The organism is Spirillospora sp. CA-108201 (assembly GCF_050936235.1).
GTDB lineage: Bacteria > Actinomycetota > Actinomycetes > Streptosporangiales > Streptosporangiaceae > Spirillospora.
Window position 1 is genome coordinate 3416299 of sequence record NZ_JBNJNE010000001.1, and the last position, 26704, is coordinate 3443002.

The window sequence follows — 26704 nt, forward strand, 5'->3', positions numbered from 1 at the left end:
ATCGCGGACGGGAACGCGGCGGAACGCGAAAAACCCCGGTCCTCGCCGAGGGCGGGGCCGGGGTTCCGCCGCGGTCGCGTCAGGTCTGCGCCTGGAACATCCAGTGCTGCTTCTCGAGTTCGGCGGTGATGCCGATGAGCAGGTCCTGGGTCACCTGGTCAGGCTCGTCGGTCGCCCGGATGCGCTCCCGGAACCGCGCGATGATCTGCGCGAGGATGTCGGTGACCGCGGCGACGACCTTGTCGTCGGCGAGGTATCCGGCCTCCAGCTGCGGGATCGTCGTGCGGTCGGCGACCGTGCGGACACGGCCGTCGGGGTTCGCCCCGATCGCCACGGCGCGCTCGGCGACGTCGTCCTGGCCGCTGCGGGCCAGCGCGACGACCTCGTCGAGGTGCTCGTGGACGACCTTGAAGTTGCGTCCGGTGAGGTTCCAGTGCGCCTGCTTGGCGACCAGCGCGAGATCGATCAGGTCGATGAGAGCGCCCTGCAAAGCGTCCCCGGCGGCCTTCAGTGCCGCAGCGCTGAGCGGGCTCTTGACCGACGCCATGAACGGGCTCCTTCCGCGTCGTTACGGTTATCCGTTTCAACACGGGAGAATCCCCGGTAATGCCGGACTCATGCCGTGAGGCCGCGCACACCCGCGGCCCCGGGGTCGGGGCATGAACGCGCCGGAAACGCTCAGGCGGCGACCATGTCGGCGCGAAGCTCGCCGGTGATCTCCTCTGGGGTCTCCGGAATGCTCTCGGCGGAGATGCGCTCGTGCTCCGGCGCTCCCGCCATGACGGGCTCGTGCTGCAGCTCGGCGAGGGCAAGCTGATCCGCGACTTCCCTCAGCACGTGCGACAGCGGGACGCCCAGGGCTTTGCAGATAGAGGAGAGCAACTCCGAAGAGGCCTCTTTCTGCCCCCGCTCGACCTCGGAGAGGTAGCCGAGTGACACCCGCGCGGCCGCGGACACCTCACGGAGGGTGCGTCCCTGGCGCAGCCGCAGCTGCCGCAGTACGTCACCGAGCAGCTGGCGAAGCAGGACCATCGTCTCGCTCCCTCCCTCAGTTCGGACCATCTGCCGGTTCCACCGTACCCGCCTTGGCGGTGGCCGTGGCAGACCGTTGATTTCGTGTTCGCTCGGAACGTAACGCTGTAATCAGCCCCGATCTTCCCGATCTGCCCGAGCCTCCCCGCTCTCCTCGGCCACGTCAAGTCCGAGCAGCCGGCGTCTCAGCAGCTCAAGGGCGTGCACGACGGTCATCCGCCGGATCACCGCGCGGATCTCCGGCCCCGTCCCGGGCACCGGGAGTTTCGGACCGACCACCGTGAGAGAGTCTCCGGGTCCGGCCAAGCCGATATAGACCGTTCCCACCGGACGGCCGTCCTGCGGGTCGGGGCCGGCGACGCCCGTCACCGCGAGCCCGTAGGTCGCCCCGAGGGCGTCACGGACCCCGGCGGCCATCCCGGCGGCCACGTCCGGGTGGACGGCGCCGTGCTCGGCGAGCAGGTCGCCCGGGACGCCGAGCAGCCGCTGCTTCAGCTCGGTGGCGTAGGCGACCATGCCGCCCGCGTACGTGGCGGACGACCCCGCCGTCGCGGTCAGCTCGGCGCCGACGAGGCCGCCGGTGAGCGACTCGGCCGTGGCGACGGTCTCGCCCCGGTCCAGGAGCAGCCGGTGCACGACCAGGCTGAGCGTCTCGTCCTCGACCCCGTAGACCGACGGGCCGAGCAGCTCCCGGACGCGCGACTCCACGCCCGCCAGCCGGCCGCCGGCGTCCCGGCCGGCCACGGTGACGCGGACCTTCACCTCGGCGGGGTCGGGCAGGTAGGCGAGCTTCACCCCGTCCAGCGCCTCCACCTCGGCGAGACGGGTCGCGATCACCGACTCCCACAGCCGGGCCGTGCGCAGCGTGCGGCGCGCGACGGAGGGCAGCCCGGCGATCTCCGCGAGCTCCGGCAGCACGACCTCGTCCATGATCGTGCGCATCTCGAACGGGACGCCCGGCAGCGCGTAGGCGACGCCGCCGGGCAGCTCCACGCGCAGGCCGGGCGCCGAACCGGCGGAGTTGGCCAGCGGCCGCGCGCCCTCGGGGACGTCCGCCATGCGCAGCGCCATCGGCTGCAGCTCGCGGCCGGCCCGGGCGACCCGCTCGCGCAGCCGCCGCTCCAGCGCCGGATCGCGGACGAGGGCGACGCCCGCCGCCTCGGCGAGCGCGTCGCGCGTCACGTCGTCGTAGGTGGGGCCGAGACCGCCGGTGGTGATGACGGCGTCGGCGCGGTCGAGCGCGGACGCCACCGCCGCGACGATCACGTCCAGCTCGTCTCCGACCACCACGCTGCGGGTGACCTCGACGCCGTGGTCGGCGAGCCGGCGGCCGAGCCACGCCGCGTTCCCGTTGATCGTGTCGCCGAGGAGCAGTTCGTCCCCGACGGTGAGAAGTTCGACCCGCATCGCGTCCCCGTCCGTCCCCGCCGCGCGGGATCCGTCCCCTCGCGCAGGCGCCCCGAATCTACCGTCGCGGGCCCGCGACGGGCCCGGCGGACCGCCGGTTCACCGGAAATACCGACCGAATGAGGACGCGGACGGCCCCGCCGCTTCGCACCGGCCCAACCGGCATAACGCTTTTCCGTCGTCGCGAAAAGAAGACGGCCGCGTTTATGTCCGCCGCGCCCGGACCGCGCCGGACGCTGCGTGCGGCCGGGACGCCACCGGGAACGCGCATCGTCGCCGCACGTCACCGGGCCCGGCGGACGACAATGGCGGGAAGCGCAGGTCACATTGTGAGTCAAAACTCATTCCACCGATTCGTGCACGGGGACGCCGGCAGGGATAATCGAATAGCGCGGGGCGCCCAAAAGCGGGGCCGCGGGGCCACGACCGGGGTGGGCGTGGTCCCGCGGCCCACCTAAGTCGACAGGCGGCGCAGCACGGCGCCGCAGCGGCGGGCGTAGGACCGCTGGAACGCCCTCCCGAGCGGGCCCGCCAGCCTGGCGGCCGCCGTCGCCGGACGGCTGAACGCCGTGACCGTCAGCCACACGTCGCCCTCGTCGTCCAGGTGCACGACGAACGACTCCTCCCCCGACTCGGGGTGGCCCGGGAGCGTCCCGTACGCCCATCCGGCGTAGCGCTCCTCCTCGCGCGTCCACACGATCCGGCAGGGCGCCCTCAGGCGCAGCGGCCCGATTCCCAGCCCGATCACGACGCTCACACCGGGGGCGGCGCGCGGCGCCGACGCCTCCACCCGGACCGGCAGGGCGCGGTGCATCCAGAACTCCATGACCGCGTCGGCGGCGTTCCGGAACGCCGCCGGCCCCCGCCCGACGAGCGTCCGCCGCCGCATGTGCCGGTACCCGGCGGGGCGTTCGGCGTCGCGCGTCGCGCCGACCTCGGCGTAGGTGAAGTCGTGCGCGGTCATGCCCCTCCGGCCTCCAAGCTGACGAATCCGCGTCAAGTATCGCCCGTACGCCTGGCCACCCGGCGAGCCGGCCCGTAACGTCCCGCGCATGATCGCCGTTGTCGCCGGGCTGAACGTCTTCCCGATCAAGAGCGCGGGGGCGGTCCCGGTCGCCGAGGCCGAGCTGACGCCGGACGGGCTGCGCCACGACCGGGAGTTCATGCTCGTCCGCACCGATGGGCGGCATCTGTCGCAGCGGGAGATCCCCGAGCTGGCGCTGCTCCGTCCCGGCTACGACGGCGTGAAGCTCGTCGTCCACGCCCCGCTCGCGGCCGCGCCCCTGGTGTGCGAGGCGGTGGACGGCCCCCCCGCTCGACGTCACCGTGCACGGCCGCCCGTGCCAGGGGATGGACCAGGGCGACGAGGCGGCCGGATGGTTCTCCGAGACCCTCGGCCTCCCCTGCCGCCTCGTCCGCTTCACCGGGACGCGCCCCACCGCGCTCGGCGGCGGCACCCTGACCTACGCCGACGGCTATCCCGTCTCGGTGCTGTCGGAGGAGTCGCTCGCCGACCTGAACCGGCGGATGGACGCCCGGCTCCCGATGGCGCGCTTCCGTCCCGACATCGTCCTGCGCGGCCTCGGCCCCTACGGCGAGGACCCCGTCACCCGCCTGCGCGGCGACCGGGTCGACATCGAGCTCCTCCGGCCGTGCGGGCGCTGCGTCATCGTCAACACCGACCAGGAGACCGCCCGCCGGTCCCCCGCGCCGCTGCGCGCGCTCGCCCGGTACCGCACCGGGCGGTTCGGCGGCACCCGGGAGATCATGTTCGGCAGGCTCGGCGTGCCCCGCGCGCTCGGCGCCCTCCGCGTGGACGGCGAGCTCACCGCCTCCTGAGGGACCGGTGAGCGCCGGCCGTCAGGAGGCCTCGCCGGACGGGCGGCGCATGCGCCAGGCCTGAAGGACGTAGTCGACGCCGGTGACGACCGTGACGACGAGGGCCGCGCCCATCGTGGCCCAGCGCAGGTAGTCGAGCGGGCCGGGCAGGATGTAGAAGCCGATGGCGAAGACCTGGAGGGTCGTCTTCAGCTTGCCGCCCTTGCTCGCCGGGATCACGCCGCGGCGGATCACGACGAACCGCATCACCGTGATGCCGATCTCGCGGACCAGGATGGCGGCGGTCACCCACCACCACAGCTCGCCCATCACCGACAGGCTGACCAGCGCCGCCCCGATGAGCGCCTTGTCCGCGATCGGGTCGGCGATCTTGCCGAAGTCGGTGACGAGGCCGCGCGCCCGGGCGATGTCACCGTCGATCTTGTCGGTGATCGAGGCGACGGCGAACACGGCGAAGGCGGCGAGCCGCCAGCCGGTGCCGTCCAGGAAGAACATCCAGACGAACAGCGGCACCAGCGCGATCCTGAGGAGTGTCAGCGCGTTGGCGATGTTCCAGAGGCCGGCCTGCGGCGGATCCGGCGCGGAGGCGACCGGCTCCGGGGTGCCGGCGATCACGAGACGTCCGCGACGAGGTCCACCCCGTCGCTGCCCGCGACCCGGGCCTCCACGATGTCGCCGAGCGCGAGCCCCTCGCCGCGGACCAGGACCGTCCCGTCCACCTCGGGCGCCTGGTGCTCGGCGCGGCCCTCGAAGCCGCCGCCCGGCGCTCCGTCCCCCGCCTGCTCCGCCTTGTCCTCCAGCAGGACGCGGACCACCGAGCCGACGCGGTCCTCGGCGCGCTGCGCGGTCAGCTCCTCGGCGAGACCGGTCAGCTCCTCGACCCGGGCGGCGATGTCGGCGGGGTCGAGCTTGCCGTCCAGGTTCGCGGCCTCGGTGCCCTCCTCGTCGGAGTAGCCGAACACGCCGACGGCGTCGAGCCGGGCGGCCGACAGGAACTCCGCCAGCTCCTCGAAGTCCTCCACCGTCTCGCCGGGGAAGCCGACGATGAAGTTGGAGCGCACGCCCGCCTCCGGGGCCAGCGCGCGGATCTGGTCCAGCAGCCCGAGGAACCGCTCCCGGTCGCCGAACCGGCGCATCGAGCGCAGCACCGGCCCGCTCGCGTGCTGGAACGACATGTCGAAGTACGGCGCGACACCGGGCGTTCCGCAGATCGCCTCGATGAGGCCGGGACGGGTCTCGGCGGGCTGCAGGTAGCTGACCCGCACCCGCTCGATGCCGTCGACGGCGGCGAGCGAGGGCAGCAGCTTCTCCAGCGCCCGCAGGTCGCCGAGGTCCTTGCCGTAGGACGTGGAGTTCTCGCTGACGAGCACCACCTCGCGGACGCCGTGGTCGGCGAGCCAGCGCGCCTCCTCCAGCACCTCCGCGGGCGGGCGCGACACGTACGCGCCGCGGAACGCGGGGATCGCGCAGAACGTGCAGCGCCGGTCGCAGCCGGACGCCAGCTTCAGCGGCGCGACCGGGCCGCCGCCGAGGCGCCGCCGCAGCACCCGCGGGCCCGACGCCGGCGCCACGCCGTCAGGGAGGTCGTCCTGCCCGCCGTGCCCCGGGACGACGACGTGGGAGCCGTGCCGCTCGACCGGGCTGATCGGCAGAAGGGTGCGGCGGTCGCGGGGAGTGTGCGCGCCGTGCCGGCGTCCCTCCATGACGTCGTCGAGACGGTCGCCGATCGCGGTGTAGTCGTCGAAGCCGATCACCGCGTCGGCCTCGGGCAGCGCCTCGGCCAGCTCGCTGCCGTACCGCTCGGCCATGCACCCGGCGGCGACGACCTTGGCGCCGGAGTCGTGCGCGGCCAGCAGCGTGTCGATGGAGTCCTTCTTGGCCGCCTCGATGAACCCGCAGGTGTTGACGACCACCACGTCGGCGCCGTCCGCGCCGTCCGCCAGGTCCCAGCCCGCGTCCTCGATGCGCGCGGCGAGCTCCTCGGAATCGACCTCGTTGCGGGCGCAGCCGAGCGTGATGAGTGAGACCTTGCGGCGAGTGGACATGCCCCTAAGGTAATGGGCCGCCGCCGCGATGCCGACCATCGGCCCGCGGCATCCTCGCCGGGAACCGCCGGCCGGGCCGCGGAACGCTCCAGCGCCGCCCCGGGACGCCGGATCAGGCCGATTCGGGGTCGCCCCGGTCGAAGGTCAGCCGCTGGACGCCCTTGCCCTTGCCGGGCGAGCCCAGGTCCTTGCCGTTGACGGTCAGGTTGACGCTGCCGCCGACGCCGATCACCAGATGGACCTTCTTCTTGGCGGTGAAGCTCTTCTGCTCGCCCTCGCGGATCATCCCGCTGAACAGCGGCCTGCCCTTGTCGCCCTGGACGTTCAGCCACGTCGTCCGCTTCGCCTCGACCCGCACCTCGACCTTGGTGCGCGGCGCCTCCGCGACCGGAGCGTTGCCCTTGGGCGCGGACGGCGTGGCCGACGGCGTGGGCGGGGCGGGCGTCCCGGCGACCTGCCGCGCGGTGCGCCGCCCGCCGCCGCCGTGCCCGACCACCTGGACGACCCCGTAGATGGCCACGAGCGCGAGGGCGAGCGCCATCGCGGCGCTCCAGTTCGGCGACCGGCGCTCGCGGAACGCGATCGGCTGCTCCGGCTCGAACGCCGACACCGCCGAGACCGGCTGCGGGGCGCCGCCGTGGTCGGCGTCGAACTCGGCGACGAGCGGTTCCGGATCGATGCCGATCACGCGCGAGATGCTGCGGATGTGGCCGCGGGCGTAGAAGTTGCCGCCGCACGCGGAGAAGTCGTCGGACTCCATGCCGCGGATGACGGTCTCGCGTATCCGTGTCTGGAGGCTCACCTGTGTCACCGAGAGACCGGCCCGCTGACGCTCCTCCGCCAAGGTCTCACCGATGCTCACGCCGGGCCTCCTCTGAGGAGCTGTGGCCGATCTCGCACGACTGTGAAACCAGTCTAGGAACGGGGGTGCCCGTTCAGCGACTGCCAACACGTTCGAAACAGGGCAAGATTTCGCATCATTCCGCAATGCTCCGGCACCGCGCTCAGCCTCCGCCGCGCAGTTCCGCAAGCACCCCCGGCAGATCGTCCGGCTTGGCCAGGACGTCCCGCGCCTTGGAGCCCTCGCTGGGGCCGACGATGTCGCGGCTCTCCATCAGGTCCATCAGCCGCCCGGCCTTCGCGAACCCGACGCGCAGCTTGCGCTGGAGCATCGACGTCGACCCGAACTGGGTGGACACGACCAGCTCGATCGCCTGGACGAGCAGGTCCATGTCGTCGCCGATCTCCTCGTCGATCTCCTTCTTCGGCGCACCGGCCGCGGCGACGTCCTCCCGGTAGCTCGCCTCCATCTGCCCCTTGCAGTGGTCGACGACGCTGTGGATCTCCTTCTCGGAGACGTAGGCGTTCTGGAGGCGCATGGGCTTGCTCGCACCCATCGGCAGGAACAGCGCGTCGCCCTGCCCGACGAGCTTCTCGGCGCCCGGCTGGTCGAGGATGACGCGGCTGTCGGACAGCGACGAGGTCGCGAACGCCAGCCGGGACGGCACGTTGGCCTTGATGAGCCCGGTGACGACGTCGACCGACGGGCGCTGCGTCGCCAGGACGAGGTGGATGCCGGCGGCGCGGGCGAGCTGGGTGATGCGGACGACCGAGTCCTCCACGTCGCGCGGCGCGACCATCATCAGGTCGGCCAGCTCGTCGACGATGACGAGCATGTACGGGTACGGGGTGTAGACGCGCTCGCTGCCGGGCGGCGGGACCAGCTTGCCCGCCTTCACCGCCTTGTTGAAGTCGTCGATGTGCCGGTACCCGGACGCGGCCAGGTCGTCGTAGCGGCGGTCCATCTCGCCGACGACCCAGTCGAGGGCCTCGGCGGCCTTCTTGGGGTTGGTGATGATCGGCGTGATGAGGTGCGGGATGCCCTGGTACATCGTCAGCTCGACCCGCTTGGGGTCGACGAGGATCATCCGCACCTCGTCGGGCGTGGCGCGCATCAGGATCGAGGTGATGAGCCCGTTGATGCAGGTCGACTTGCCCGCCCCGGTGGCGCCCGCGATGAGGATGTGCGGCATCTTCGCCAGGTTCGCCACGACCGTGCGGCCCTCGACGTCCTTGCCGAGCCCGACGATCATCGGGTGGTGCTCGTTCGTGGCGGCCGGGGAGCGCAGCACGTCGCCGAGGCTGACGATGTCCTTGTCGGTGTTGGGGATCTCGACGCCGATCGCGGACTTGCCGGGGATCGGGGAGATGATGCGCACGTCGGCGCTCTTCACCGCGTAGGCGATGTTCTTGGTCAGCGCGGTGACCTTCTCGACCTTCACCGCCGGGCCGAGCTCGATCTCGTACCGCGTGATCGTCGGGCCCCGGGTGAACCCGGTGACCTGCGCGTCGATGTCGAACTGCTCCAGCACGCCGGTGAGCGCGTTCACCACCGTGTCGTTGGCCTTGGTGCGCGGCTTGGACACGCTGCCGGGCCGCAGCGCCGTCGGGTCGGGCAGCACGTAGATCTCGCCGGACGACGACAGCGGCAGCTGCTCGGTCCGGCGCGGCGCCGGCGTCGGGTCGCGCACCTCGGGGTGCTCGGCCTCGGCGACGGCCTCGGCCGTCGGATCGGCGGACATGCGATGGGCGGACATCGCGTCGCCGGACATCGCGTCGTCGGACATGGACTCGCCGGCGACGTGCTCGTCCATCGGCTCGTCGGCGGGCGGCGCCGGGGGCGGGACCTGCGCGCCGAACAGGTCGGGCTCGAACAGCTCGTCGGCGAGGTCGCGGCGGGGACGGTCGGCCTTCTTCGGCTCGTCCTCCAGCAGCGGGGTGTCGTACGGCTTGGAGTGCTCGCCGACCTCCAGCTCGTCGGCGTCCTCGGCCTTGCCCTTGCGGCGCCGCTTCTTCGGCGCGTTCTCGCCCTCGGCCTCGCCGGCGGACGGGCGTTCGGGGCGGCTCTGCAGCGTGGCCATCGCCCACAGGTCGGCGACCCGCTCGGGGACCTTCGCGATCGGCGTCGCGGTGACGACCAGCAGCCCGAACCCGGACAGGAGCAGCAGCAGCGGGACGGCCACCCACCCGCTCAGCGCCGCGTCCAGCGGGGCCGAGACCAGCCAGCCGACCACGCCGCCGGACTCGCGGACGCCGTTCATGTCCTTGGCGGGGGACGGGACGCCGGCGGCGATGTGCAGGATGCCGAGGACGCCCACGCCGAGCGCGGTGATGCCGATGACGACGCGGCCGGTGTCCTCGTGGTGCTCGGGGTGGCGCAGCGTCCGCCACGCCAGCAGCGCCAGCAGCACGGGCAGGCCCATCGCCATGATGCCGAGGCCGCCGCGCACGACCTTCTCCAGCGCGATGGTGACGACGCCGTCGGGCCGGAACCAGGTGACGGAGGCCAGCACGATGGACGAGCCGAGCAGCGCCAGGCCCAGCCCGTCGCGGCGGTGCTCGGGGTCGAGGTTGCGGGCCCCGTTGCCGTAGGCGCGGAACACCGACCCGACCGCGACCGCCGCGAGAAGGTACAGCTTGAACAGGAGCTTGAAGAACCCGAGGACCGCCTGGGGGATCGGGTCGGGCTTCTGCGGGGGGCGCCCGCGGCCCGAGCCGCGGCTCCCCTTGGAGTTGCCGCTCGGTCGCTTCCGGGGGGCCTGACCTGCGGGCTTGCGAGCCGCCGTGCCCCCCGCACGCGAGGAGGCTTTCGCGCCTCCAGACGCACGTGTGGCCATGGTTATGAGAGTAACCAAGGACCCTCGCGGTTCCAGGGAGGGCGGGCGGGCGTGTCGAACGGACGGCGGCGGCCCCGGGACCCGTGTCGCGGGCCCGGTCCGCGCCGTCCGTCCGGCGTGCCGCTAGACCTCGACGACGACCGGGATGATCATCGGGCGGCGGCGGTAGTTCTCGCTGACCCACTTGCCGACGGTGCGCCGGATCAGCTGGCTGATCTGGTGCACGTCGTTCACGCCGTCGCCGGCGGGGTCCCGCAGCACGTCCTCGATCCGCGCGATGACCTCGTCGAAGTCCTCGTTGACGATGCCGGCGCCGCGGGCGTGCACCTCGGGCCCGGCGACGAGCTTGCCGGAGGTGGAGTCGAGGCCGATGACGATGGAGACGAACCCCTCCTCGCCGAGGATGCGCCGGTCCTTCAGGGAGGTCTCGGTGACCTCGCCGACCGACAGGCCGTCCACGTACACGTACCCGGCGGGGACCGCGCCGACGATCTTGGCCGCGCCGTCCACGAGGTCGACGACGACGCCGTCCTCGGCGATGACGATGCCGTCCTCCGGCACGCCGGTGAGCGCGGCGAGCTTGGCGTGGGCGCGCAGGTGCCGCCACTCGCCGTGGACGGGCATGAAGTTCGCCGGCTTGGTCATGTTGAGCACGTACAGCAGCTCGCCGGCCGAGGCGTGCCCCGACACGTGCACGAGCGCGTTGCCCTTGTGGACGATGCGGGCGCCCCACCGGGTGAGGCCGTTGATGACGCGGTTGACCGCGTTCTCGTTGCCCGGGATCAGCGACGACGCCAGCATCACGGTGTCGCGGTCGGTGATGCGGATCGAGTGGTCGCGGTTGGCCATCCGCGACAGCGCCGACATCGGCTCGCCCTGCGACCCGGTGCACACCAGCACGAGCCGGTCGCCGGGGATGTCGTCGATCACCTTCTGCTCGACCATGATGTCGTCGGGGACGTTGAGGTACCCGAGTTCGCGCGCGACGCCCATGTTGCGGACCATGGACCGCCCGACGAAGCACACCTTGCGGCCGTTGGCGACGGCGGCGTCGAGGACCTGCTGGACGCGGTGGATGTGCGAGGCGAAGCAGGCGACGATGAGCCGCCCCTGCGCGGTGCGGAACACCTCGTCGACGACGGGCCCGATGTTGCGCTCGCTGGTGACGAAGCCCGGCACCTCGGCGTTCGTCGAGTCCGACATCAGCAGGTCGATGCCCTCGGCGCCGAGCCGGGCGAACCCGGGCAGGTCGGTGAGCCGGCCGTCCAGCGGGAGCTGGTCCATCTTGAAGTCGCCGGTGTGCAGGACGAGCCCCGCGGGCGTGCGGACGGCGACGGCGAGCGCGTCCGGGATCGAGTGGTTGACGGCGAGGAACTCGCAGTCGAACGGCCCGAACGCGCGGCGCTCGCCCTCCGCGACCACGTGGGTCGCCGGTTTGATCCGGTGCTCGGTGAGCTTGGCCTCCAGCAGCGCCAGCGACAGCCGCGAGCCGACCAGCGGGATGTCGCGGCGCTCGCGCAGCAGGTACGGGACGGCGCCGATGTGGTCCTCGTGGCCGTGCGTGACGATCACGGCCTCGATGTCGTCCAGCCGGTCCCTGATGTACTCGAAGTCGGGCAGGATCAGATCGACGCCGGGCTGCTCGGTCTCGGGGAACAGCACGCCGCAGTCGACGACGAGCAGGCGACCGCCGTACTCGAACACCGTCATGTTGCGGCCGATCTCCCCCAGCCCGCCGAGCGCGACGATCCGCAGGCCCCCCTTGGGCGGCGCGGGCGGTTCCGAGAGATCCGGGTGAGGATGGCTCACCGGGCGACCTCCGGGATGACGACCTCCGGCACTTTGACTCCCCCTATCGTGAGGTCTTCTCGCAGGCGCGCCGCGAACTCCGGCGAGGCCTCCACCAGCGGCGCGCGAAGCGGGCCGCCTCCGGGGAGGCCGAGCAGGTTCAGCGCTGCCTTGACGGCGATGGCGCCCTGCGTACGGGTCATGATGGCGGCGACCACGGGCAGCAGCCGCCGGTGGATCTCCAGCGCCCGCCCGTGCTCGCCGGCGCGGTATGCGTCGATCATCTCATGGAGCTCGACGCCGACCACATGGCCGACCACGCTGACGAACCCCGCCGCCCCGACCGACAGCCACGGCAGGTTGAGGTTGTCGTCGCCGGAGTACCAGACCAGGTCGGTCTCGGCCATCACCCGGGACGCGCCGAACAGGTCGCCCTTGGCGTCCTTCACGGCCACGATCCGCGGGTGCTCGGCGAGCTGCACGAGCGTGTCGTTCTGGATCGGCACCCCGGCGCGTCCCGGGATGTCGTACAGCATGTTGGGCAGCGCCGTCGCGTCGGCCACCGCGGTGAAGTGGCGGACGAGGCCCTCCTGCGGGGGCTTGTTGTAGTACGGCGTGACCACGAGCAGGCCGTGCGCGCCCGCGGCCTCGGCCTGCCGCGCGAGTTTCAGGCTGTGCTCGGTGTGGTTGGTCCCGGCACCGGCGACGATCACGGCGCGGTCGCCGACCGCCTCGATGACCGCGCGCAGGAGCGTGCTCTTCTCTTCGTCGCTCGTCGTGGGCGACTCGCCCGTCGTCCCGTTGACGACGAGGCCGTCATGGCGCCGCTCGTCGACCAGGTGGGTCGCGAGGCGCGCGGCGCCGTCGTAGTCGACGCCGCCGTCCGGCAGGAACGGGGTGACCATGGCGGTCAGCATCCGTCCGAACGGAGCGGCAGTGGATGTGCTGGGTGCCATGCAACGAACGGTACCGTTCCGGCCGTTCCACTTGGACCCGCAGGTCGAAGCGGAACGGGAGAAAACGGGAGGAAGCCGTCGCCACACGCTCGGGGGTACGCGTGGCGACGGCTCCCACAACCGACATCGTGGCACGCAAATGCCGCGTTACGGGGTCAGTCCGGCCACGTCCCGGACTCGGTTGGATAACGTGACCCCGCGGTCATCTCCTGCAGGCGAACACGGAGCTCCTCGACGTCGGGGGTGCGCACGAGATCGTTCCCCCGGACCGCCCACCACTGCCCGGACCCGCCCCGCCCGATCCGCCAGCCGGCGAACTCGGCCGCGAGTTCGCCGATACGGTCGGCGTCGTGCCGCGCGGACTGCTGAGTGCCCATCGGCCGTCCCCACTTCCCCTTGCCATCCGCCTGTCGAGGCCTGACCTTCCGCACCCTCCACTACCCCCGGATTGTGCGGATATCCACCCCTTTTTACCTGGGGAAACGCAAGTTTCGGAACGTCGTGGCGTGGGTTTCTCAGCCGCCAAAACTTCCTGTCGCTCGGGGTAGCCAGGTGGCGCGATAACGTGACCATTCGGACGGACTGGTCGTCCAGTCCGCGTACACGCCGACGCCGTACGGACGCCTGGGCGGCCGCTTGAGATCATCGACTCCGCGCCGGACTCCGCGCAGGGCGACGGGCAGGTCCTCCGCCCACTCCATCAGGGGCCGGTAGGTGGGGACGCCCATGAAGACCGTCGTGCGGTCGCCGATGAGCTCCAGAGTCGTGCGGGTGTGCCGGGCGAAATGCCACCCGGCGAGGGAGCGCGTGGGCAGCGACACGTCGTAGGTCATGATCGCGACCTGGTCGGCGCGGTCGGCGACGGCGCGCAGGAAGTCCCGGGTGGGGCGGGGCGGATAATGGAACTTCCCCGTGCGCGGGAGCAGCGCCTTGTAGATCGGCTGGGCCGCGTCCAGGAGGGTCTGCTGCTCCAGCGCCACCGACAGCAGCCTGCCCTTCGACCGGGTCAGCGCGCGGGTCGCGTCCATGAGCGCGAGGAAGGCGCGGTCGTCGGGGTAGATCGGCTCGAAGTCGTAGTGGATGCCGTCGAACCCCAGGTCGAGGAAGGCCGCGTCCGTCCTGAGCACCCGCGCCCGCACGGCGGGGTCGTCCAGGTCGATGACGCCCTTGCCGTCCACCATCCGGATCTGCCCCAGGTAGGCCTGCGCGCGGACGCCCGGCGCGTACTCGTGCACGGCCGCGATGAGCCGGCGCGCGTGGCGGTACTTGGCCTCGGGCACGGTGCCGTCCGCCTCGAACGGCCCGGCGTGGAAGAAGACGTCGGTGATGCGGTTCTCTCTCAGCAGCTTTCCGAGCGCCCGGTACTCGGCGTCGCTGTGGGCCTCCCCCACCCACTGGTGCCGCGCCCAGAGCGCGTTGGCCTCGGTGCCGCGCGCCCGCGGTTCGGGCTGCCACCACACCCAGACCCCGGCGAACACCAGCCCGGCGAGGCCGAGCACGTAGGCCGCCGCCCACCCCAGAATCCGTCCGACCCGCCCCAAACCGCGCATCACGCAATCATGTCGGAAGAGCCGGGCGCCAAGCGCCCGCCGTCCCAGCGGGGCCCCAGCCGCGGCCCACGATCCGGCCATAAAACGATCATGGTTGGGACGTGTTCGCGCGCCGCGCGCGGCAGCGGTTGACAAGAGGGGAACCTTGTACTCACGAGGCGGCTCGTGGTGTCGGCCCGTTGGTCACGATGGGGAGCCGCCCGGTCCTTACCGTCCCACACGGATGGAGGTCTACCGGCATGCGAGTCCCACCGAGGCAGGGCGAACCCCGCCCCCTGATCAGCACGCGGGCCCTCGTGATCGTCCTCGTGGCGATCGGCGCCGCCGCCCTCGCCGCCGCCGCCCCGGATCTGGCGATCCCGATCGGGGTGGGCGTGGCGGTCATCACACTCCTGGCCCAGATCGTCAAGGACTGACCTCACCCGTGTCGCGCGCGACCGGCGGGCAGCTCTCCGCGCGGTCGCGCGCGACCTCGGGCGGCGTGTGCCGGATGCGGGCGCGCTGGGTGAGGGCCACGCAGACCAGCACGGCCACGGCCGCCATCGCGGTCGCGCCGTCGATCCGCTCTCCGAGAAGGACGCCCGACCAGAGCAGGGTGAGCATGGGCTGGGTGAGCTGGACCTGGCTGGCGCGGGCGATCCCGGCCCGCGCCAGCCCCTCGTACCAGGCGAAGAAGCCGAGGTAGGCGGAGAAGACGGACACGTAGCCGAAGCCGAGCACGGCGTGGGCGGTCCAGTGGGGGCGGGTCGTGGCGAGCAGCCACCCGGTGACCGGGACGGTGACGGGGGCCGCCAGGACGAGCGCCCAGGAGATGACGCGCCAGCCCGGCATGGCGCGTGCCAGCCGCGCGCCCTCGGCGTATCCGGCCGCGCAGGTGAGGAGGGCGGTGAACAGCAGCAGGTCGGCGGGCGTGACGCGGCCCGCCCCGCGGAGCACGGCGAAGCCGGTGACGCAGGCCGCGCCGGCCGCGCTCGCCAGCCAGAAGGCGCGGGAGGGGCGCTCCGCCGCGCGCAGGACCCCGAGCACGGCGGTGGCGGCGGGCAGCAGTCCGACGACGACGGCCGAATGGGCGGAGGAGGCGCCGTGGTCGAGCGCGAGCGTGGAGAACAGCGGGAAGCCGAAGACCACTCCGGCGACGACGACCGCGAGACCCGCCCACTGCCCGCGCTGCGGCGGGCGCGCCCGGACCGATAGCAGTGCGACGGCGGCGAGGAGGCTCGCGGCGGCGGACCGGCCAATGCCGATCATGTACGGGTCGAGCCCCTCAAGCCCGAGGACCGTCGTCGGAAGGGTGAGAGAAAAGGTCAGGACACCGAGGGCGGCGAGCCCCAGACCCGTCCCGGAGCCGCCGGCCGCTATCGGCACGGGAACAGTAGCGCTATCTTTAGTCCTCATGAAAGACGATAGCAGCGTGGCGGCGCTGGCCGGCCTGCTGCGCACGGAGGTCCACCGGATGAGTCCCGGCGAGCGCCTCCCGTCGAGCCGGGCGCTGGTCGAGCGGCACCGGGTCAGCCCGGTCACGGTGTCGCGGGCGCTCGGCCTTCTGGCCGCCGAGGGCCTGGTGGTGACGCGGCCGGGCAGCGGGGCGTTCGCCGCGCCGCGGGCCGCGGCCGCCGCGGAGCCCGCCGACTTCGGCTGGCAGGCGGTGACGCTCGCCGACCGGGCCGTGGACCCCTCCGGGGTGTCGTGGCTGCTCACCCCGGCGCCCGACGGCGTGGTCCCGCTCAGCGGCGGCTACCTGCACCCGGCGCTCCAGCCGGTGCGGGCGCTCGCGACGGCGGCGGCGCGGGCGGCCCGGCGCCCGGCGGCGTGGGAGATGCCGCGGCTCGGGGGCGTGCCGGAACTGCGCTCCTGGTTCGCCCGCGCGGTCGGCGGCGCCGTCTCCCCCGCCGACGTGCTGATCACGAGCGGCGGCCAGCAGTCGCTGACGACCGTGCTGCGGGCCCTGCTCCCGCCGGGCGCACCGGTGCTGGTCGAGTCGCCGACGTACCTGGGCGTCCTTGCGGTGGCGCGCGCGAGCGGGCTGCATCCGGTCCCCGTCCCGGTGGACGCGGACGGCGTCCGTCCCGACCTGCTGGCCGAGGCGTTCGCGATGAGCGGCGCGCGCGTCCTCTACGTCCAACCCGCCTTCCACAACCCGACCGGCGCGGTGCTGGGCGCCGAGCGGCGCGCGCGGGTGCTGGACGTGGCCCGCGCGGCCGGGGCGTTCGTGGTGGAGGACGACTTCGCGCGGTACCTCGGCGTCGACGCGCCCCCGCCTCCGCTGATCGCCCAGGACGCCGACGGCCGGGTCGTCCACGTCGCGTCCCTGACCAAGGCCACCGCGCCGAGCCTGCGGATCGCCGCGGTGGTCGCCCGGGGGCCGGTCGCCGAGCGGATCCGCGCGACGCAGCTGGTCGAGGAGTTCTTCCCCGCCAGGCCGCTGCAGGAGACGCTGCTGGAACTGGTCAGCTCGCCGGGCTGGCCGCGCCATCTGCGGGCCGTCCGGGCCGCCCTGCGCTCGCGCCGGGACGCGCTCCTCACCGCGCTCGCCCGCGATCTGCCGGAGCTGCGCGTCAACCGCCCGGCGGGCGGCCTCCACCTGTGGGCCCGGCTGCCGGACGGCGTCGACGACACCGCGCTGGCCGAGGCCGCGCTGCGCGCCGGGGTCCTGGTCAGCGCGGGGCGGCCGTTCTTCCCCGCCGAGGCCCCCGCCCCGCACCTGCGGATCAGCTACGGGACGGCGGCGTCGGAGGCGGAGCTCGCCGAGGGCGTGCGCCGCCTCGCCTCGGTCCTGCGGTCGTAGCGCCGCCCCGCGCTCATGAGGCGGTGCAGAGGCAGAACTCGTTGCCCTCGGGGTCGTGCCAGACCTGGAACGGGTGCGCCGGGTTCCCCATGGGCCCGGCGGCCGGGGTCGCGCCGAGGCTCGCCGCCCGCTCGCCGGCGAAGCGGATGTCCGGGACCTCCAGGTCCAGGTGCAGCCGGTTCTTGACCTTCTTGCCCTCGGGGACGAGCTGGAGCGACAGGACGGGCCCGCCCGCCCCGAGCGGCTCCAGGTCGAGCCAGTCGTCGCTCTCCGCCGTCGTCTTCATGGCGAGGAGTCCGCCCCAGAAGGCCGCCATGGCGCCCAGGTCGGCGCAGTCGATGACGAGGTTGCCCACCTTCGGCCTCATCGCACGGCTCCCGCCGCGCCGGCGGGCCGCGCTGCGGCGCGGGCGCAGTACGGAGCGGGAGGCGTGCGGCGCGCCAAGTGCAGCCCGCCGATCCGGTCGCCGACCCGGTCGCGGACCCAGGACCGCTTCCGGGCGGCGCGCTCCGTCGCCCGCGCGCGGGCGACGAGCCTCGCCTCGACGATGTCGGCGTGCAGGCGGGCGAACTCGCGTTCGGCCCAGGCATGGCGCTGCGCGAGCACCGCGAAGTACGGCAGCTCGTTCATGGTCGTCCTCCCGTTCATTGACACCATCTAAAACCTAATGCCGGTGTCGCGGTTCACGCAACCAGCGAAAGCTTTATGCCGGTGTTGACACTTGGTAGAGTTCCCCATGGACAAGGAGGGCGCGATGGCCGGCACCGACACGGGCGAGGGCCCCGCGCCGCCGTCCGACGCGGCGCCGCTGCTGGCGGACTTCGTCAACACGCTCGACGTCGAATCCGGCGCCGACGACATCGCGACGCCCGCCGCGCTCGCCGGATGGCTGGCCGGACGCGGGCTCGCTCTCGAAGGCGCCGGCGCCGCCGATGCCGACCTCCGCACGGCCGTCGCGCTGCGCGAAGGGCTCCGCGACGCCATGGAGGCCCACCACGGGAACCATGAGGCCGACATCCCGGACGACCTGGAGGACGTGCTGGCCGCCCTGCCGCTGCGCGTCACCCTGGCCGGTCCGCGCCCCGCGCTCGTCCCGCTCGACCCGCCGGGGGCGGCCGCCGGCGGCCTCGCCCGGATCGCCGCCGCGGTCATGGACGCGGTCGCCGCCGGAACCTGGCCGCGCCTGAAGACCTGCCAGGTCGACACCTGCCGCTGGGCGTTCCTGGACACCTCCAAGAACCGCTCGCGCGCGTGGTGCTCGATGAAGGTCTGCGGCAACCGCACCAAGACCCGCGCCTACCGGGCGCGGCGGCGGACCCCCGCGTAGCCGGCCCTCGCTAGGGTGGGCCGGGATCCCGGCGAGAGGACGTGAGCACGGCATGGCCGATGTGGGGGTGCGGCCCGCGCGGCGCGCGGACGCGGCCGCCGTCGCCGGCATCCAGGTGCGGGCGTGGCGGCACGGGTACCGCGACCTGCTGCCGGCGGACGTCCTGGGCCAGGTGACCAGCGACGCCGCGGTCGAGCAGTGGCGCGACAAGTGGGCGGAGGCGGCGACGGCGCCGCCGAGCCCGCGGCACCGGCTGCTGGTCGCGGTGGCGTCCGACCTCGTCGTGGGCCTGGCCGCGCACGCCCCGGCCGAGGACGCCGACCTCGACCCCGCCCACGCCGCCGAGCTGATCACCCTGCTGGTCGACCCCCTGCACACGCGGGCCGGGCACGGCAGCCGGCTGCTGGCCGCCACCGTGGACCTGCTCCGCGAGGACGGCTTCACCACCCTGGTCACCTGGGCGTTCGAGGGCGACGAGCTGACGCGGACGTTCCTCGGCTCGGCCGGGTGGGCGCCCGACGGGACGGCCCGGACGCTCGACATGGGCGAGCCCGTCCGGCAGATCCGCCTGCACACCGACATCAGCCCCCCGCCGCCCGGAACGGCCTCCTAAGCTGGGTTTCGAAGTCCCGGCCCACTTCGCTCGCCCGGCGGCTCGCCACGCGACCGGGCCCGGGCGAACGAGGCGTCGCTTCGCGATCAGCCCGATTCCGCTCGCCTCCGGCTTCGCTCCCGCGTTCGCGCGCGGCCGAAGCCACTGCGGAACAGGGCTCTAGCCAGGGGTCGGTGAGGCGCACGGGCGGTCCGGCCATATCTTGGAGGTCGTGCCCGAGTCCACTTTCCTGACGCCGCCCCGTGCCTCCGCACCGGCGCCCTCCCGCCGGCACCGCCGGCTCGGCCTGGTCGTGATGAGCCTCGGCGTCTCGCTGGTCGTGGTGGACGCCACGATCGTGGGCGTGCTGCTGCCCCGGATCGTCTCCGACCTGGGCCTGTCGACCTCGGGCGCGGAGTGGGCGACCTCGGTGTACGCGCTGGTGTTCGCCGCGCTGCTCATCCCGTTCGGGCGGGCGGGCGACCTGGTCGGGCGCCGCCGGATGTTCGTGCTCGGCGTGACGGTGTTCGCGGCGGCGAGCCTCGCCGCCGCGCTGGCCCCCGGCGGCGCGGCGCTGATCGGCGCGCGGGCGCTGCAGGGCGTCGGCGCCTCGATGCTCATGCCGGCGACGCTGTCCACGGTGAACGCGGTGTTCACCGGGCGGGACCGGGCCGTCGCCTTCGGCGTCTGGGGCTCGATGATCAGCGGCATGGCGGCGCTCGGGCCGCTCGCGGGCGGCGCGCTGGCCACCGGCGGCGGCTGGCGGTGGGCGTTCGGGGTCAACCTGCCGCTCGGCGCCGTCCTGATCGCCGGGGCGCTGCGGTTCATGCCCGAGACGCGTGCGCCCGCGCCGGGCGGCGCGCGGCGCGAGATCGACTGGGCGGGCGGCGCGCTGGCCGCCCTCGGCCTCGGCGCGCTGGTCTGGGGGATCATCGAGGGGCAGACGTACGGCTGGTGGACCGCGACGCGCCCGTTCACCGCCGGCGGCCTCCGCTGGCCGGAGGCCGCCCCGTCCCCCGTCCCCGTGGTCATGGCGCTCGGCGCCGCGCTGGTCGGGGCGCTGGTCGCGGTCGAGCGGTCCCGGGCGGCGGCGGGGCGGCCGGTGATGCTCGACCTGGCGCTGTTCCGCATCCCCAACTTCCGGCGCGGCAACCTGACCTCCGCACTGATCAACGTCGGCGAGCTCGGGCTGCTGTTCGTCCTGCCGCTCTTCCTGCTGGGCGTGCACGGCACGAACCCGCTGCAGATCAGCCTGGCGATCCTGCCGCTGGCCGTCGGCGCGTTCGTGTCCGGCGGGTGCGCGGGCCGGCTCGCCGACAGGCGCGGCCCCCACCGCGTCGTGCAGATCGGCCTGGTGCTGGAGGTCGCCGCGGTCCTCGGGCTGGCCCTGACCGTCTCGGCCACGACCGGCGGGCTCGGGCTCGCGCCGTGGATGCTGCTGTACGGGCTGGGCCTCGGGCTGACGTCGGCGCAGCTGGCGAACGTCTCGCTCGCGGACGTCCCGCCGGCGCAGTCGGGCCAGGCGTCCGGGACCCAGTCGACGGCCCGGCAGGTCGGCGCGGCGCTCGGCATCGCCGCGATCGGGACGGTGTTCGCGACGAGCCTCGGGCACGCGATGACCGACCGGCTGGCGGGTTCGTCGCTGAGCCCGGAGCGGAGGGCGGCCCTCGCCCGCGAGCTGCGCCACAGCGCCGGCACCTCCGGGCGTGATCTGCACGACACGCCCGGGCTCGCCGCCGAGGCGCGCGCCGCGGACGCCAGCCTCGCCGCCGCCACCAGGAACGCGGCGCTGACCACGGCGGCGATCCTGGCCCTCGGGCTCGGGCCCGCGCTGCGGCTGCGCCCGAGCACTGATCTTCATCGGGAAGAATCGAAGCGCTAGTCCCCCTGTCGTCCCACGAGAACAAGCGGTGACTGTGGCCACGCTCTCCCAATGGGTCGCCGGATCCCGGCCCCGAACCCTGCCCGCGTCCCTCGTTCCCGTCGTCGTCGGCACCGGCGTCGCCGTGGGCGAGGGCGACCCCGTCTGGTGGCGCGGCGTCCTCGCCGCCGTCGTCGCCCTCGTGCTGCAGATCGGGGTGAACTACTCCAACGACTACAGCGACGGCATCCGCGGCACCGACGAGGACCGCGTCGGCCCGCTGCGGCTCGTCGGGTCGAAGGCCGCCCCGCCCAAGCAGGTCCTGGCCGCCGCGCTCGGCTGCTTCCTCGCCGCCGCCGTGGCCGGGCTCGTCCTGGCCGCCGCGACGACGTGGTGGCTGCTGCTCGTCGGCGCGTTCGCGATCCTCGCCGCCTGGTTCTACACGGGCGGCAAGACGCCGTACGGGTACCGCGCGCTGGGCGAGGTCTCGGTGTTCGTCTTCTTCGGCCTGGTCGCCGTCGTCGGGACGACCTACGTCCAGATCGAGGAGCTGCCCTGGGAGGCGTGGGCGGCGGCGGTCCCGATCGGGCTGCTGGCGTGCGGGATGCTCGTCGCCAACAACCTGCGCGACATCCCCACCGACCGGGAGTCGGGCAAGCGGACCCTGGCCGTCGTCCTGGGCGACCGCTGGACGCGGATCCTGTACGCGGCGTGCACCGCGCTGCCGTTCATGTTCGCCCTGGCCCTGGCGGCCCCGCACCCGTGGGCTCTGCTCGCGCTGCTGGCGGCGCCGCTGTCGCTGCCGCCGACGCAGAAGGTGCTGAACGGCGCGAACGGCCCCGCACTGATCCCGGTGCTCGGCGAGACCGGCCGGCTGCAGATCGCCTACGGCGTGCTGCTGGCGGTCGGCCTGGCGCTCTGATCCCCGGCCGGGGTGCTCTGGCTCTCGGCCAGCAGGAACGCGCCGGTGAGGCCGGCGACCAGCCCGGCGAGCACCCCGGCGAGGGCGACCAGGCCCGTGGCCGACGCGGCGTCCTGCGCCAGGAAGCCCGGCCGGCCGAGCACCACGAGCAGCCCGTAGAGGGACGCGGCGAACATGGTGCCGGAGCCGGTCCACGCGGCGGCGAGCAGCACGGCGAACCGGTCCGGGCGGGCCGCGCGCCGGACGATCAGCAGGAGCGCTCCGGCGGCGGCGACCGCCGCCAGGCCCTCCACGCCGTCGGCCAGTTGCTGCGCCAGGTTCCGGTCGGCGGCCTCGCGCCCGTGGAGGCCCGCCGTCCCTCCGAACGCCCAGAAGAGCTGCACGGCCGCGAAGACGGCGGCCGGCACCGCCGCCCCGCGCGCCAGGAGCACCTGGAGCGAGTGGGTCGGCCCCTTGGGGACGCTCCTGGTGCGGATCTCGAACATGCGCGGCCACCGGTCGCGCGCGTACAGGGCGAAGGCCGTCAGCAGCCCGATGCCCTGCACGGTGAAGCCCGTGTAGACGACGCCGTACACCCAGCCCTGGAGCGCGTTGCCGTCGCCCGTGAGCGGCTCGGACGAGAAGATCGCCTGGAGGAGCGTCCCCAGCGGGACGGCGAGGACGATCGGCGCGAGCAGGCCCACCGCGATCCAGATCGGCGTCAGCACCAGCCACGCCGGGATCCGGCGGCCCCAGCGGAAGGTGAACGCCGCCGCCACCAGCACGGCCGCCGCGTCCATGCCGAGGGTGATCGCGTTGCCCACGTACAGCGCGGAGCCCTCGGCCGCGGCGGCGTCGTTCCAGCCGACCGTGCTGCCCGACAGCCACGCGATCTTGATGGTGAGGTAGGGGACGCACGCGGCGATCGTCGCCGCGCCGGCGGCCAGGCGGATGCGCCCGGGGCCGCCGTGCGCGCCGCGCGCGGCGGCGGGCGGGTGAAGGGAAACGGTCATGGACCGACGATCCACCGGGGCGCCCGCCCCGCGCCTCCCGCCGCGGGGGGAGAGCGGGCGCACCGCTCCCCCGCAGGGGTGAGGCGGCCGGTCAGGCCCAGTCGATCTCGGCGCGGCCGGCGTCGACGAGGGCCTTGTTGACGGCGCTGAACGGGCGCGTCCCGAAGAACTTCTTGGCGCTCAGCGGGCTCGGGTGCGCCGACTCGATCACGGTGTGCTGGGGACCGGTGATCAGGCGGGCCTTCTTGCGGGCGTAGGCGCCCCAGAGGACGAACACGACGCGCTCGCTCTTGTCGTTCAGCGCGCGGATCGCGGCGTCGGTGAAGTCCTCCCAGCCCTTGCCCGCGTGCGAGCCCGCCTCGCCGGCCCGGACGGTCAGCACGGCGTTCAGCAGCAGGACGCCCTGGTCGGCCCAGCGGGTCAGGTCGCCGGACGCCGGCGCGGGGACGTCGAGGTCGGCCGCCAGCTCCTTGTAGATGTTGCGCAGCGACGGGGGGAGCCGCACGCCCTCGCGCACGCTGAAGCTCAGCCCGTGCGCCTGGCCGGGGCCGTGGTAGGGGTCCTGACCGAGGATCAGGACGCGGGCGCCGTCGAACGGGCAGTGCCGGAACGCGTTGAACAGGTCCTCGCGCGGCGGGTAGACGGTCTGCCCGGCGTACTCCCCCGCGACGAACGCGCCCAGCGCGGCGGTGCCGATCGGGTCGAGCAGCGGATCGAGCCGCTCGCGCCAGTCGCCGGGCAGCAGTTCCATCAGGTCGAGGGACATCGTCGGGCCTCCGAGAAACGTGATCTTCCGTTGCCAGGAACACTAGTGCGGGCCTCTGACACGCCAGGGCCGAATCCAGGGACTCCTGCCCCCCCAACCCTAGGATGAGACAAATGCCCGATTCCCCCCATCGGCGGCGCCTCCGCGCGTCCGCGCTGCTCGCGGCGCTCGTCCTGCCCGCCCTCGGCGCCGGCTGCGGCGGCCCCTCCGGACCGGTGACGCTCACCGTCCTCGCGAACTCCTCGATGACGGAGGTGCTCGGCGAGATCGGCGAGGCCTACCACCAGCAGAACCCGGACGTCAGGCTGCGGTTCGCGTTCGGCGGGACGCCGGAGATCGCCGACCGCCTCGCCGAGCACGCGCCGGCCGACGTCCTGGTGACGGCCGACGGCGCGAGCATGGACGAGGCCGACGAGTACCTGGGCGGGCGCCGCCGCGTCATCGCCCGCGACACGCTCACGATCGCCGTCGGGCCGGGCAACCCCCGCCGGATCCGGGGCCTGCCGGATCTGGCGCGGCCGGGGCTGCGCGTGGTCGTCGGCGCCGGGACGGTCCCCGTCGGCCGCTACACCCGCCAGATCCTCGCCAAGGCGGGCGTGACCGTCCGGTGGAGCAGCGAGGAGATCGGCGCGCGGGCCGTCCTGGACCGCGTCCGCGCCGGCGAGGCCGACGCGGGCCTCGTCTTCGTCACCGACCTGAACTCGGCCGGGATCGCGGCGAGCAGCGTGCCCATTCCCGCCGACCAGAACGTCACCGCGTCCTTCCCCGCCGCGGTCGTCCGCGACAGCGGCCACGAGAAAACCGCGAACGCGTTCGTGGCGTGGCTGGTCACGCCCGACGCCCAGCGGCTGTTCAACAAGTACGGCTTCGTCACACCGACCGCTCCCCAGTGACCCTCGGGGAACGGATGGGACCCGGTTTCCGTTTACCTCCCCGGAGCCCCCCAGGGCTCGGGAACACCTGATCGCCCCGGTATCCGGGGCGCGTTGTACGGGGAGATGCGACACGTGCCGGACCAGCGACCCGCGCCACAGCCCGACGGGACACCGCGACCGAACGGGACGCCGCCGAACGCCGGCGCGCAGCGCTCCGGCACGGCCGAGCCCGGCAGACGCCAGTCGGTGCCGCCCCGCAGCGACCCCGACCAGCCGTGGCGCGCCGAAGGCGTCCCCGGCCGGCGGGAAGGGCGGGCGCGCGGCCTGCGCGGGGGCGGATGGAAGCCGAACCGCAACAACGCGGTCTTCTGGGCGCTGCTGCTGGCCGTCTTCGGGCTGAGCTACGTCTCCATGCACCTCACCGGCCAGAAGGAGCGGGTGACGGTCCCCTACACGGCGTTCACCCAGCAGGTCGCCGCGGGGAACGTGAAGGACGTGTACACCAAGGGCTACCAGATCCAGGGCCAGCTGAAGAGCAAGCGGCCGGTCCCGGGGCACGCGGAGAAGACCTACTCCTCGTTCGAGACGCTGCGCCCCGCGTTCGCCGACGACAAGATCTACACGGAGATGGTGGGCAAGGGCGTCGAGGTCGAGGCCAAGCCGGTCAACGAGGACCGCGGCCTGCTCGCCAACCTGCTGCTGTCGCTGCTGCCGACCCTGCTGTTCGTCGGCCTGTGGATCGGCGTGATGGTGTGGCTGCAGCGCCGCATGGCCGGCGGAGGCGGCGGCCTCATGGGCGGCTTCAACCGCTCCCCCAAGCCCGTGGCCGCGGACGACAAGCGCGCCACGTTCGCCGACGTCGCCGGCATCGACGAGGTCGAGGCGGAGCTGAGCGAGATCGTCGACTTCCTCAAGGACCCCGGGAAGTACCGCCGGATGGGCGCCCGCGTCCCCCGCGGCGTGCTGCTGACCGGCGCGCCCGGCACCGGCAAGACGCTGCTCGCCCGCGCCGTCGCCGGCGAGGCCGACGTCCCGTTCTACTCCGCGGCGGCGTCGGAGTTCATCGAGATGGTCGTCGGCGTCGGCGCCGCCCGCGTCCGCGAGCTGTTCACCGAGGCCCGCAAGACCGCCCCCTCGATCATCTTCATCGACGAGATCGACACCATCGGGCGGGCGCGCGGCGGCGGCGCCAGCATGGGCGGGCACGACGAGCGCGAGCAGACCCTCAACCAGATCCTCACCGAGATGGACGGCTTCTCCGGCTCCGAGGGCGTCGTCGTGATCGCCGCGACGAACCGCCCCGACATCCTGGACCCGGCCCTGATGCGCCCCGGCCGGTTCGACCGGCAGGTCGCGGTGTCCCCGCCCGACCTGGACGGCCGCGTCGCGATCCTCGGCGTGCACACCCGCGACGTCCCGCTCGACGCGGACGCCGACATCCTCTCGATCGCGCGGATGACGCCCGGCATGACCGGCGCCGAGCTGGCCAACCTGGTCAACGAGGCCGCCCTGCTCGCCGTCAAGCGCGAGAAGGGCGCCGTGGACATGGACGACTTCCAGAGCGCCCTGGAGAAGGTGCAGCTCGGCACCCGGCGCTCCCTGGTCATGCCGTTCGAGGAGCGCCGACGCACGTCCTACCACGAGTCCGGGCACGGCCTCCTCGGCATGCTCCAGCCGGGCGCCGACCCCGTCCGCAAGATCACGATCGTGCCGCACGGCCGCGCGCTCGGCGTCACCGTCTCCACCCCCGACGACGACCGCTACGCCTACGACGAGCGCTACCTGCGCGGCCGCATCATCGGCGCGCTCGGCGGCATGGCCGCCGAGGAGCTCGTCTTCGGAGTGATCACCACCGGCTCGGAGAGCGACCTGGAGCAGGTCACCAAGATCGCTCGCGGGATGGTGGGCCGCTGGGGCATGTCGCAGAAGATCGGCCCCCTGTCGATCCTGCCCGCGGACGGTTCGGACCCGATGGGCCAGTACGCCGCCCAGGGCACCCTGGACGCGGTCGACCTGGAGGCCCGCCGGATCGTCGACGAGTGCTACGCCGAGGCCCTGGAGACCCTCCGCACCCACCGCGACAGGCTGGACTCCCTGGCCGCCGCCCTCCTGGAGGCCGAGACCCTCGACGAGACCGCCGCCTACGCCGCCGCCGGCGTGGACCGCACCATCCGCGAGGTGGACCTCTCCAAGTCCCACCGCTGACCCGATCCATCACCCGTGTCAACCAGAGGTGTTCACCGATTCTGGGTACCCTGACTTCTCAGGGTCTCTACGCTGATGGGAGCCG

Annotated in this window: 26 protein-coding genes and 1 pseudogene; 10 read left to right on the forward strand and 17 right to left on the reverse strand. The window is 73.5% G+C overall.

The window, feature by feature from the left end; genetic code table 11:
* Window positions 1–79 precede the first annotated feature (79 nt).
* The 4 genes from ACQEU6_RS16590 to ACQEU6_RS16605 all read right to left on the reverse strand — a co-directional run bounded on the left by ACQEU6_RS16590 (window position 80) and on the right by ACQEU6_RS16605 (window position 3403).
* The gene (locus ACQEU6_RS16590) at window positions 80–547 is read right to left on the reverse strand and encodes a Dps family protein (protein WP_499332911.1); all 468 of its coding nucleotides are present in this window, start codon (window positions 545–547) and stop codon (window positions 80–82) included.
* Window positions 548–678: 131 nt separating this feature from the next.
* Window positions 679–1032 (reverse strand): helix-turn-helix domain-containing protein, encoded by a 354-nt coding sequence (locus ACQEU6_RS16595; protein ID WP_089313015.1) that lies wholly within the window; start codon window positions 1030–1032, stop codon window positions 679–681.
* A 111-nt stretch (window positions 1033–1143) separates the two neighbouring features.
* On the reverse strand, window positions 1144–2439 hold the full coding sequence (locus tag ACQEU6_RS16600; protein WP_499332913.1) for a CinA family nicotinamide mononucleotide deamidase-related protein: 1296 nt from the start codon (window positions 2437–2439) through the stop codon (window positions 1144–1146).
* Between the two features lie 454 nt (window positions 2440–2893).
* Complete coding sequence (locus ACQEU6_RS16605) at window positions 2894–3403, reverse strand: DUF1990 domain-containing protein (RefSeq protein WP_499332915.1); 510 nt, start codon at window positions 3401–3403, stop codon at window positions 2894–2896.
* A gap of 88 nt (window positions 3404–3491) precedes the next feature.
* Here ACQEU6_RS16605 and ACQEU6_RS16610 point away from each other — a divergent pair.
* Both ACQEU6_RS16610 and ACQEU6_RS16615 read left to right on the forward strand, forming a co-directional pair.
* Window positions 3492–3647 (forward strand): annotated as a pseudogene (locus ACQEU6_RS16610) (MOSC N-terminal beta barrel domain-containing protein); the annotation flags it as partial.
* 142 nt (window positions 3648–3789) lie between these two features.
* Complete coding sequence (locus ACQEU6_RS16615; protein ID WP_499332916.1) at window positions 3790–4278, forward strand: MOSC domain-containing protein; 489 nt, start codon at window positions 3790–3792, stop codon at window positions 4276–4278.
* Window positions 4279–4299: 21 nt separating this feature from the next.
* On the opposite strand, the gene pgsA is transcribed toward ACQEU6_RS16615, so the two are convergent.
* The 8 genes from pgsA to ACQEU6_RS16655 all read right to left on the reverse strand — a co-directional run bounded on the left by pgsA (window position 4300) and on the right by ACQEU6_RS16655 (window position 14294).
* Entirely contained in the window at window positions 4300–4893 is a 594-nt protein-coding gene (pgsA, locus tag ACQEU6_RS16620) for a CDP-diacylglycerol--glycerol-3-phosphate 3-phosphatidyltransferase (protein WP_499332918.1), read from the reverse strand.
* Window positions 4890–6323, reverse strand: a complete 1434-nt coding sequence (gene rimO, locus ACQEU6_RS16625) for a 30S ribosomal protein S12 methylthiotransferase RimO (protein ID WP_499332919.1) — start codon at window positions 6321–6323, stop codon at window positions 4890–4892. Before rimO ends, pgsA begins: the two co-directional genes overlap by 4 nt.
* A 112-nt stretch (window positions 6324–6435) precedes the next feature.
* On the reverse strand, window positions 6436–7185 hold the full coding sequence (locus tag ACQEU6_RS16630) for a helix-turn-helix domain-containing protein (RefSeq protein ID WP_499332920.1): 750 nt from the start codon (window positions 7183–7185) through the stop codon (window positions 6436–6438).
* A gap of 142 nt (window positions 7186–7327) precedes the next feature.
* The gene (locus ACQEU6_RS16635) at window positions 7328–10000 is read right to left on the reverse strand and encodes an FtsK/SpoIIIE family DNA translocase (protein WP_499332922.1); all 2673 of its coding nucleotides are present in this window, start codon (window positions 9998–10000) and stop codon (window positions 7328–7330) included.
* A 123-nt stretch (window positions 10001–10123) separates the two neighbouring features.
* Window positions 10124–11809, reverse strand: a complete 1686-nt coding sequence (locus ACQEU6_RS16640) for a ribonuclease J (protein WP_499332923.1) — start codon at window positions 11807–11809, stop codon at window positions 10124–10126.
* A complete protein-coding gene (gene dapA / locus ACQEU6_RS16645) occupies window positions 11806–12744 on the reverse strand; it encodes a 4-hydroxy-tetrahydrodipicolinate synthase (protein ID WP_499332924.1) in 939 nt (312 codons plus the stop codon). The genes ACQEU6_RS16640 and dapA overlap by 4 nt, the downstream gene beginning before the upstream one ends.
* A 155-nt stretch (window positions 12745–12899) precedes the next feature.
* Complete coding sequence (locus tag ACQEU6_RS16650) at window positions 12900–13121, reverse strand: hypothetical protein (protein WP_499332925.1); 222 nt, start codon at window positions 13119–13121, stop codon at window positions 12900–12902.
* A gap of 138 nt (window positions 13122–13259) precedes the next feature.
* Window positions 13260–14294: a hypothetical protein gene (locus ACQEU6_RS16655; protein ID WP_499332927.1), complete on the reverse strand. Its 1035-nt coding sequence runs from the start codon at window positions 14292–14294 to the stop codon at window positions 13260–13262.
* 239 nt (window positions 14295–14533) lie between these two features.
* Between ACQEU6_RS16655 and ACQEU6_RS16660 the strand changes: the two genes are divergently transcribed.
* The gene (locus ACQEU6_RS16660; protein WP_179278875.1) at window positions 14534–14710 is read left to right on the forward strand and encodes a hypothetical protein; all 177 of its coding nucleotides are present in this window, start codon (window positions 14534–14536) and stop codon (window positions 14708–14710) included.
* Here the strand turns inward: ACQEU6_RS16660 and ACQEU6_RS16665 are convergent.
* Window positions 14700–15659 carry a DMT family transporter gene (locus ACQEU6_RS16665; RefSeq protein ID WP_499332929.1) on the reverse strand — a complete coding sequence of 320 codons (960 nt, stop codon included), beginning with the start codon at window positions 15657–15659 and terminating at the stop codon, window positions 14700–14702. The genes ACQEU6_RS16660 and ACQEU6_RS16665 overlap by 11 nt on opposite strands.
* A gap of 28 nt (window positions 15660–15687) precedes the next feature.
* Between ACQEU6_RS16665 and ACQEU6_RS16670 the strand changes: the two genes are divergently transcribed.
* A complete protein-coding gene (locus tag ACQEU6_RS16670; protein WP_499332930.1) occupies window positions 15688–17079 on the forward strand; it encodes an aminotransferase-like domain-containing protein in 1392 nt (463 codons plus the stop codon).
* A gap of 13 nt (window positions 17080–17092) precedes the next feature.
* Here ACQEU6_RS16670 and ACQEU6_RS16675 read toward each other — a convergent pair whose 3' ends face one another.
* Both ACQEU6_RS16675 and ACQEU6_RS16680 read right to left on the reverse strand, forming a co-directional pair.
* Window positions 17093–17446 carry a VOC family protein gene (locus ACQEU6_RS16675; RefSeq protein WP_499332931.1) on the reverse strand — a complete coding sequence of 118 codons (354 nt, stop codon included), beginning with the start codon at window positions 17444–17446 and terminating at the stop codon, window positions 17093–17095.
* Window positions 17443–17709: a hypothetical protein gene (locus tag ACQEU6_RS16680; protein WP_499332934.1), complete on the reverse strand. Its 267-nt coding sequence runs from the start codon at window positions 17707–17709 to the stop codon at window positions 17443–17445. Before ACQEU6_RS16680 ends, ACQEU6_RS16675 begins: the two co-directional genes overlap by 4 nt.
* A 124-nt stretch (window positions 17710–17833) precedes the next feature.
* On the opposite strand from ACQEU6_RS16680, the gene ACQEU6_RS16685 reads away from it, so the two are divergent.
* The 4 genes from ACQEU6_RS16685 to ACQEU6_RS16700 all read left to right on the forward strand — a co-directional run bounded on the left by ACQEU6_RS16685 (window position 17834) and on the right by ACQEU6_RS16700 (window position 21781).
* A complete protein-coding gene (locus ACQEU6_RS16685) occupies window positions 17834–18406 on the forward strand; it encodes a CGNR zinc finger domain-containing protein (protein WP_499332935.1) in 573 nt (190 codons plus the stop codon).
* A gap of 52 nt (window positions 18407–18458) precedes the next feature.
* Complete coding sequence (locus ACQEU6_RS16690) at window positions 18459–19019, forward strand: GNAT family N-acetyltransferase (RefSeq protein ID WP_499332936.1); 561 nt, start codon at window positions 18459–18461, stop codon at window positions 19017–19019.
* A 211-nt stretch (window positions 19020–19230) separates the two neighbouring features.
* Window positions 19231–20880, forward strand: a complete 1650-nt coding sequence (locus ACQEU6_RS16695) for an MFS transporter (protein WP_499332937.1) — start codon at window positions 19231–19233, stop codon at window positions 20878–20880.
* A 34-nt stretch (window positions 20881–20914) separates the two neighbouring features.
* The gene (locus ACQEU6_RS16700; protein ID WP_499340218.1) at window positions 20915–21781 is read left to right on the forward strand and encodes a 1,4-dihydroxy-2-naphthoate polyprenyltransferase; all 867 of its coding nucleotides are present in this window, start codon (window positions 20915–20917) and stop codon (window positions 21779–21781) included.
* Here the strand turns inward: ACQEU6_RS16700 and ACQEU6_RS16705 are convergent.
* Entirely contained in the window at window positions 21745–22773 is a 1029-nt protein-coding gene (locus ACQEU6_RS16705) for a hypothetical protein (RefSeq protein WP_499332939.1), read from the reverse strand. The two genes, ACQEU6_RS16700 and ACQEU6_RS16705, sit on opposite strands and share 37 nt — an antisense overlap.
* 91 nt (window positions 22774–22864) lie before the next feature.
* Complete coding sequence (locus ACQEU6_RS16710) at window positions 22865–23539, reverse strand: uracil-DNA glycosylase (protein WP_499332940.1); 675 nt, start codon at window positions 23537–23539, stop codon at window positions 22865–22867.
* Between the two features lie 113 nt (window positions 23540–23652).
* Between ACQEU6_RS16710 and modA the strand changes: the two genes are divergently transcribed.
* Both modA and ftsH read left to right on the forward strand, forming a co-directional pair.
* Window positions 23653–24432, forward strand: coding sequence for a molybdate ABC transporter substrate-binding protein (gene modA, locus ACQEU6_RS16715; RefSeq protein WP_499332941.1), 780 nt, complete (start codon window positions 23653–23655; stop codon window positions 24430–24432).
* A 114-nt stretch (window positions 24433–24546) separates the two neighbouring features.
* Window positions 24547–26619 carry an ATP-dependent zinc metalloprotease FtsH gene (ftsH, locus tag ACQEU6_RS16720; protein ID WP_499332942.1) on the forward strand — a complete coding sequence of 691 codons (2073 nt, stop codon included), beginning with the start codon at window positions 24547–24549 and terminating at the stop codon, window positions 26617–26619.
* Window positions 26620–26704 lie beyond the last annotated feature (85 nt).

What these genes read in the sequence shown, in the direction of transcription:
- ACQEU6_RS16595 (WP_089313015.1), bottom strand. Translation starts at nt 1,032, where the DNA reads ATGGTCCTGCTTCGCCAGCTGCTCGGTGACGTACTGCGGCAGCTGCGG.
- ACQEU6_RS16660 (WP_179278875.1), top strand. Translation starts at nt 14,534, where the DNA reads ATGCGAGTCCCACCGAGGCAGGGCGAACCCCGCCCCCTGATCAGCACG.
- ACQEU6_RS16590 (WP_499332911.1), bottom strand. Translation starts at nt 547, where the DNA reads ATGGCGTCGGTCAAGAGCCCGCTCAGCGCTGCGGCACTGAAGGCCGCC.
- ACQEU6_RS16710 (WP_499332940.1), bottom strand. Translation starts at nt 23,539, where the DNA reads ATGTCCCTCGACCTGATGGAACTGCTGCCCGGCGACTGGCGCGAGCGG.
- ACQEU6_RS16675 (WP_499332931.1), bottom strand. Translation starts at nt 17,446, where the DNA reads ATGAGGCCGAAGGTGGGCAACCTCGTCATCGACTGCGCCGACCTGGGC.
- ACQEU6_RS16600 (WP_499332913.1), bottom strand. Translation starts at nt 2,439, where the DNA reads ATGCGGGTCGAACTTCTCACCGTCGGGGACGAACTGCTCCTCGGCGAC.
- ACQEU6_RS16650 (WP_499332925.1), bottom strand. Translation starts at nt 13,121, where the DNA reads ATGGGCACTCAGCAGTCCGCGCGGCACGACGCCGACCGTATCGGCGAA.
- modA (WP_499332941.1), top strand. Translation starts at nt 23,653, where the DNA reads ATGCCCGATTCCCCCCATCGGCGGCGCCTCCGCGCGTCCGCGCTGCTC.
- ACQEU6_RS16680 (WP_499332934.1), bottom strand. Translation starts at nt 17,709, where the DNA reads ATGAACGAGCTGCCGTACTTCGCGGTGCTCGCGCAGCGCCATGCCTGG.
- ACQEU6_RS16605 (WP_499332915.1), bottom strand. Translation starts at nt 3,403, where the DNA reads ATGACCGCGCACGACTTCACCTACGCCGAGGTCGGCGCGACGCGCGAC.
- ACQEU6_RS16655 (WP_499332927.1), bottom strand. Translation starts at nt 14,294, where the DNA reads ATGCGCGGTTTGGGGCGGGTCGGACGGATTCTGGGGTGGGCGGCGGCC.
- dapA (WP_499332924.1), bottom strand. Translation starts at nt 12,744, where the DNA reads ATGGCACCCAGCACATCCACTGCCGCTCCGTTCGGACGGATGCTGACC.
- rimO (WP_499332919.1), bottom strand. Translation starts at nt 6,323, where the DNA reads ATGTCCACTCGCCGCAAGGTCTCACTCATCACGCTCGGCTGCGCCCGC.
- ACQEU6_RS16685 (WP_499332935.1), top strand. Translation starts at nt 17,834, where the DNA reads ATGGCCGGCACCGACACGGGCGAGGGCCCCGCGCCGCCGTCCGACGCG.
- ACQEU6_RS16705 (WP_499332939.1), bottom strand. Translation starts at nt 22,773, where the DNA reads ATGACCGTTTCCCTTCACCCGCCCGCCGCCGCGCGCGGCGCGCACGGC.
- ACQEU6_RS16615 (WP_499332916.1), top strand. Translation starts at nt 3,790, where the DNA reads ATGGACCAGGGCGACGAGGCGGCCGGATGGTTCTCCGAGACCCTCGGC.
- ACQEU6_RS16635 (WP_499332922.1), bottom strand. Translation starts at nt 10,000, where the DNA reads ATGGCCACACGTGCGTCTGGAGGCGCGAAAGCCTCCTCGCGTGCGGGG.
- ACQEU6_RS16670 (WP_499332930.1), top strand. Translation starts at nt 15,688, where the DNA reads ATGAAAGACGATAGCAGCGTGGCGGCGCTGGCCGGCCTGCTGCGCACG.
- ACQEU6_RS16690 (WP_499332936.1), top strand. Translation starts at nt 18,459, where the DNA reads ATGGCCGATGTGGGGGTGCGGCCCGCGCGGCGCGCGGACGCGGCCGCC.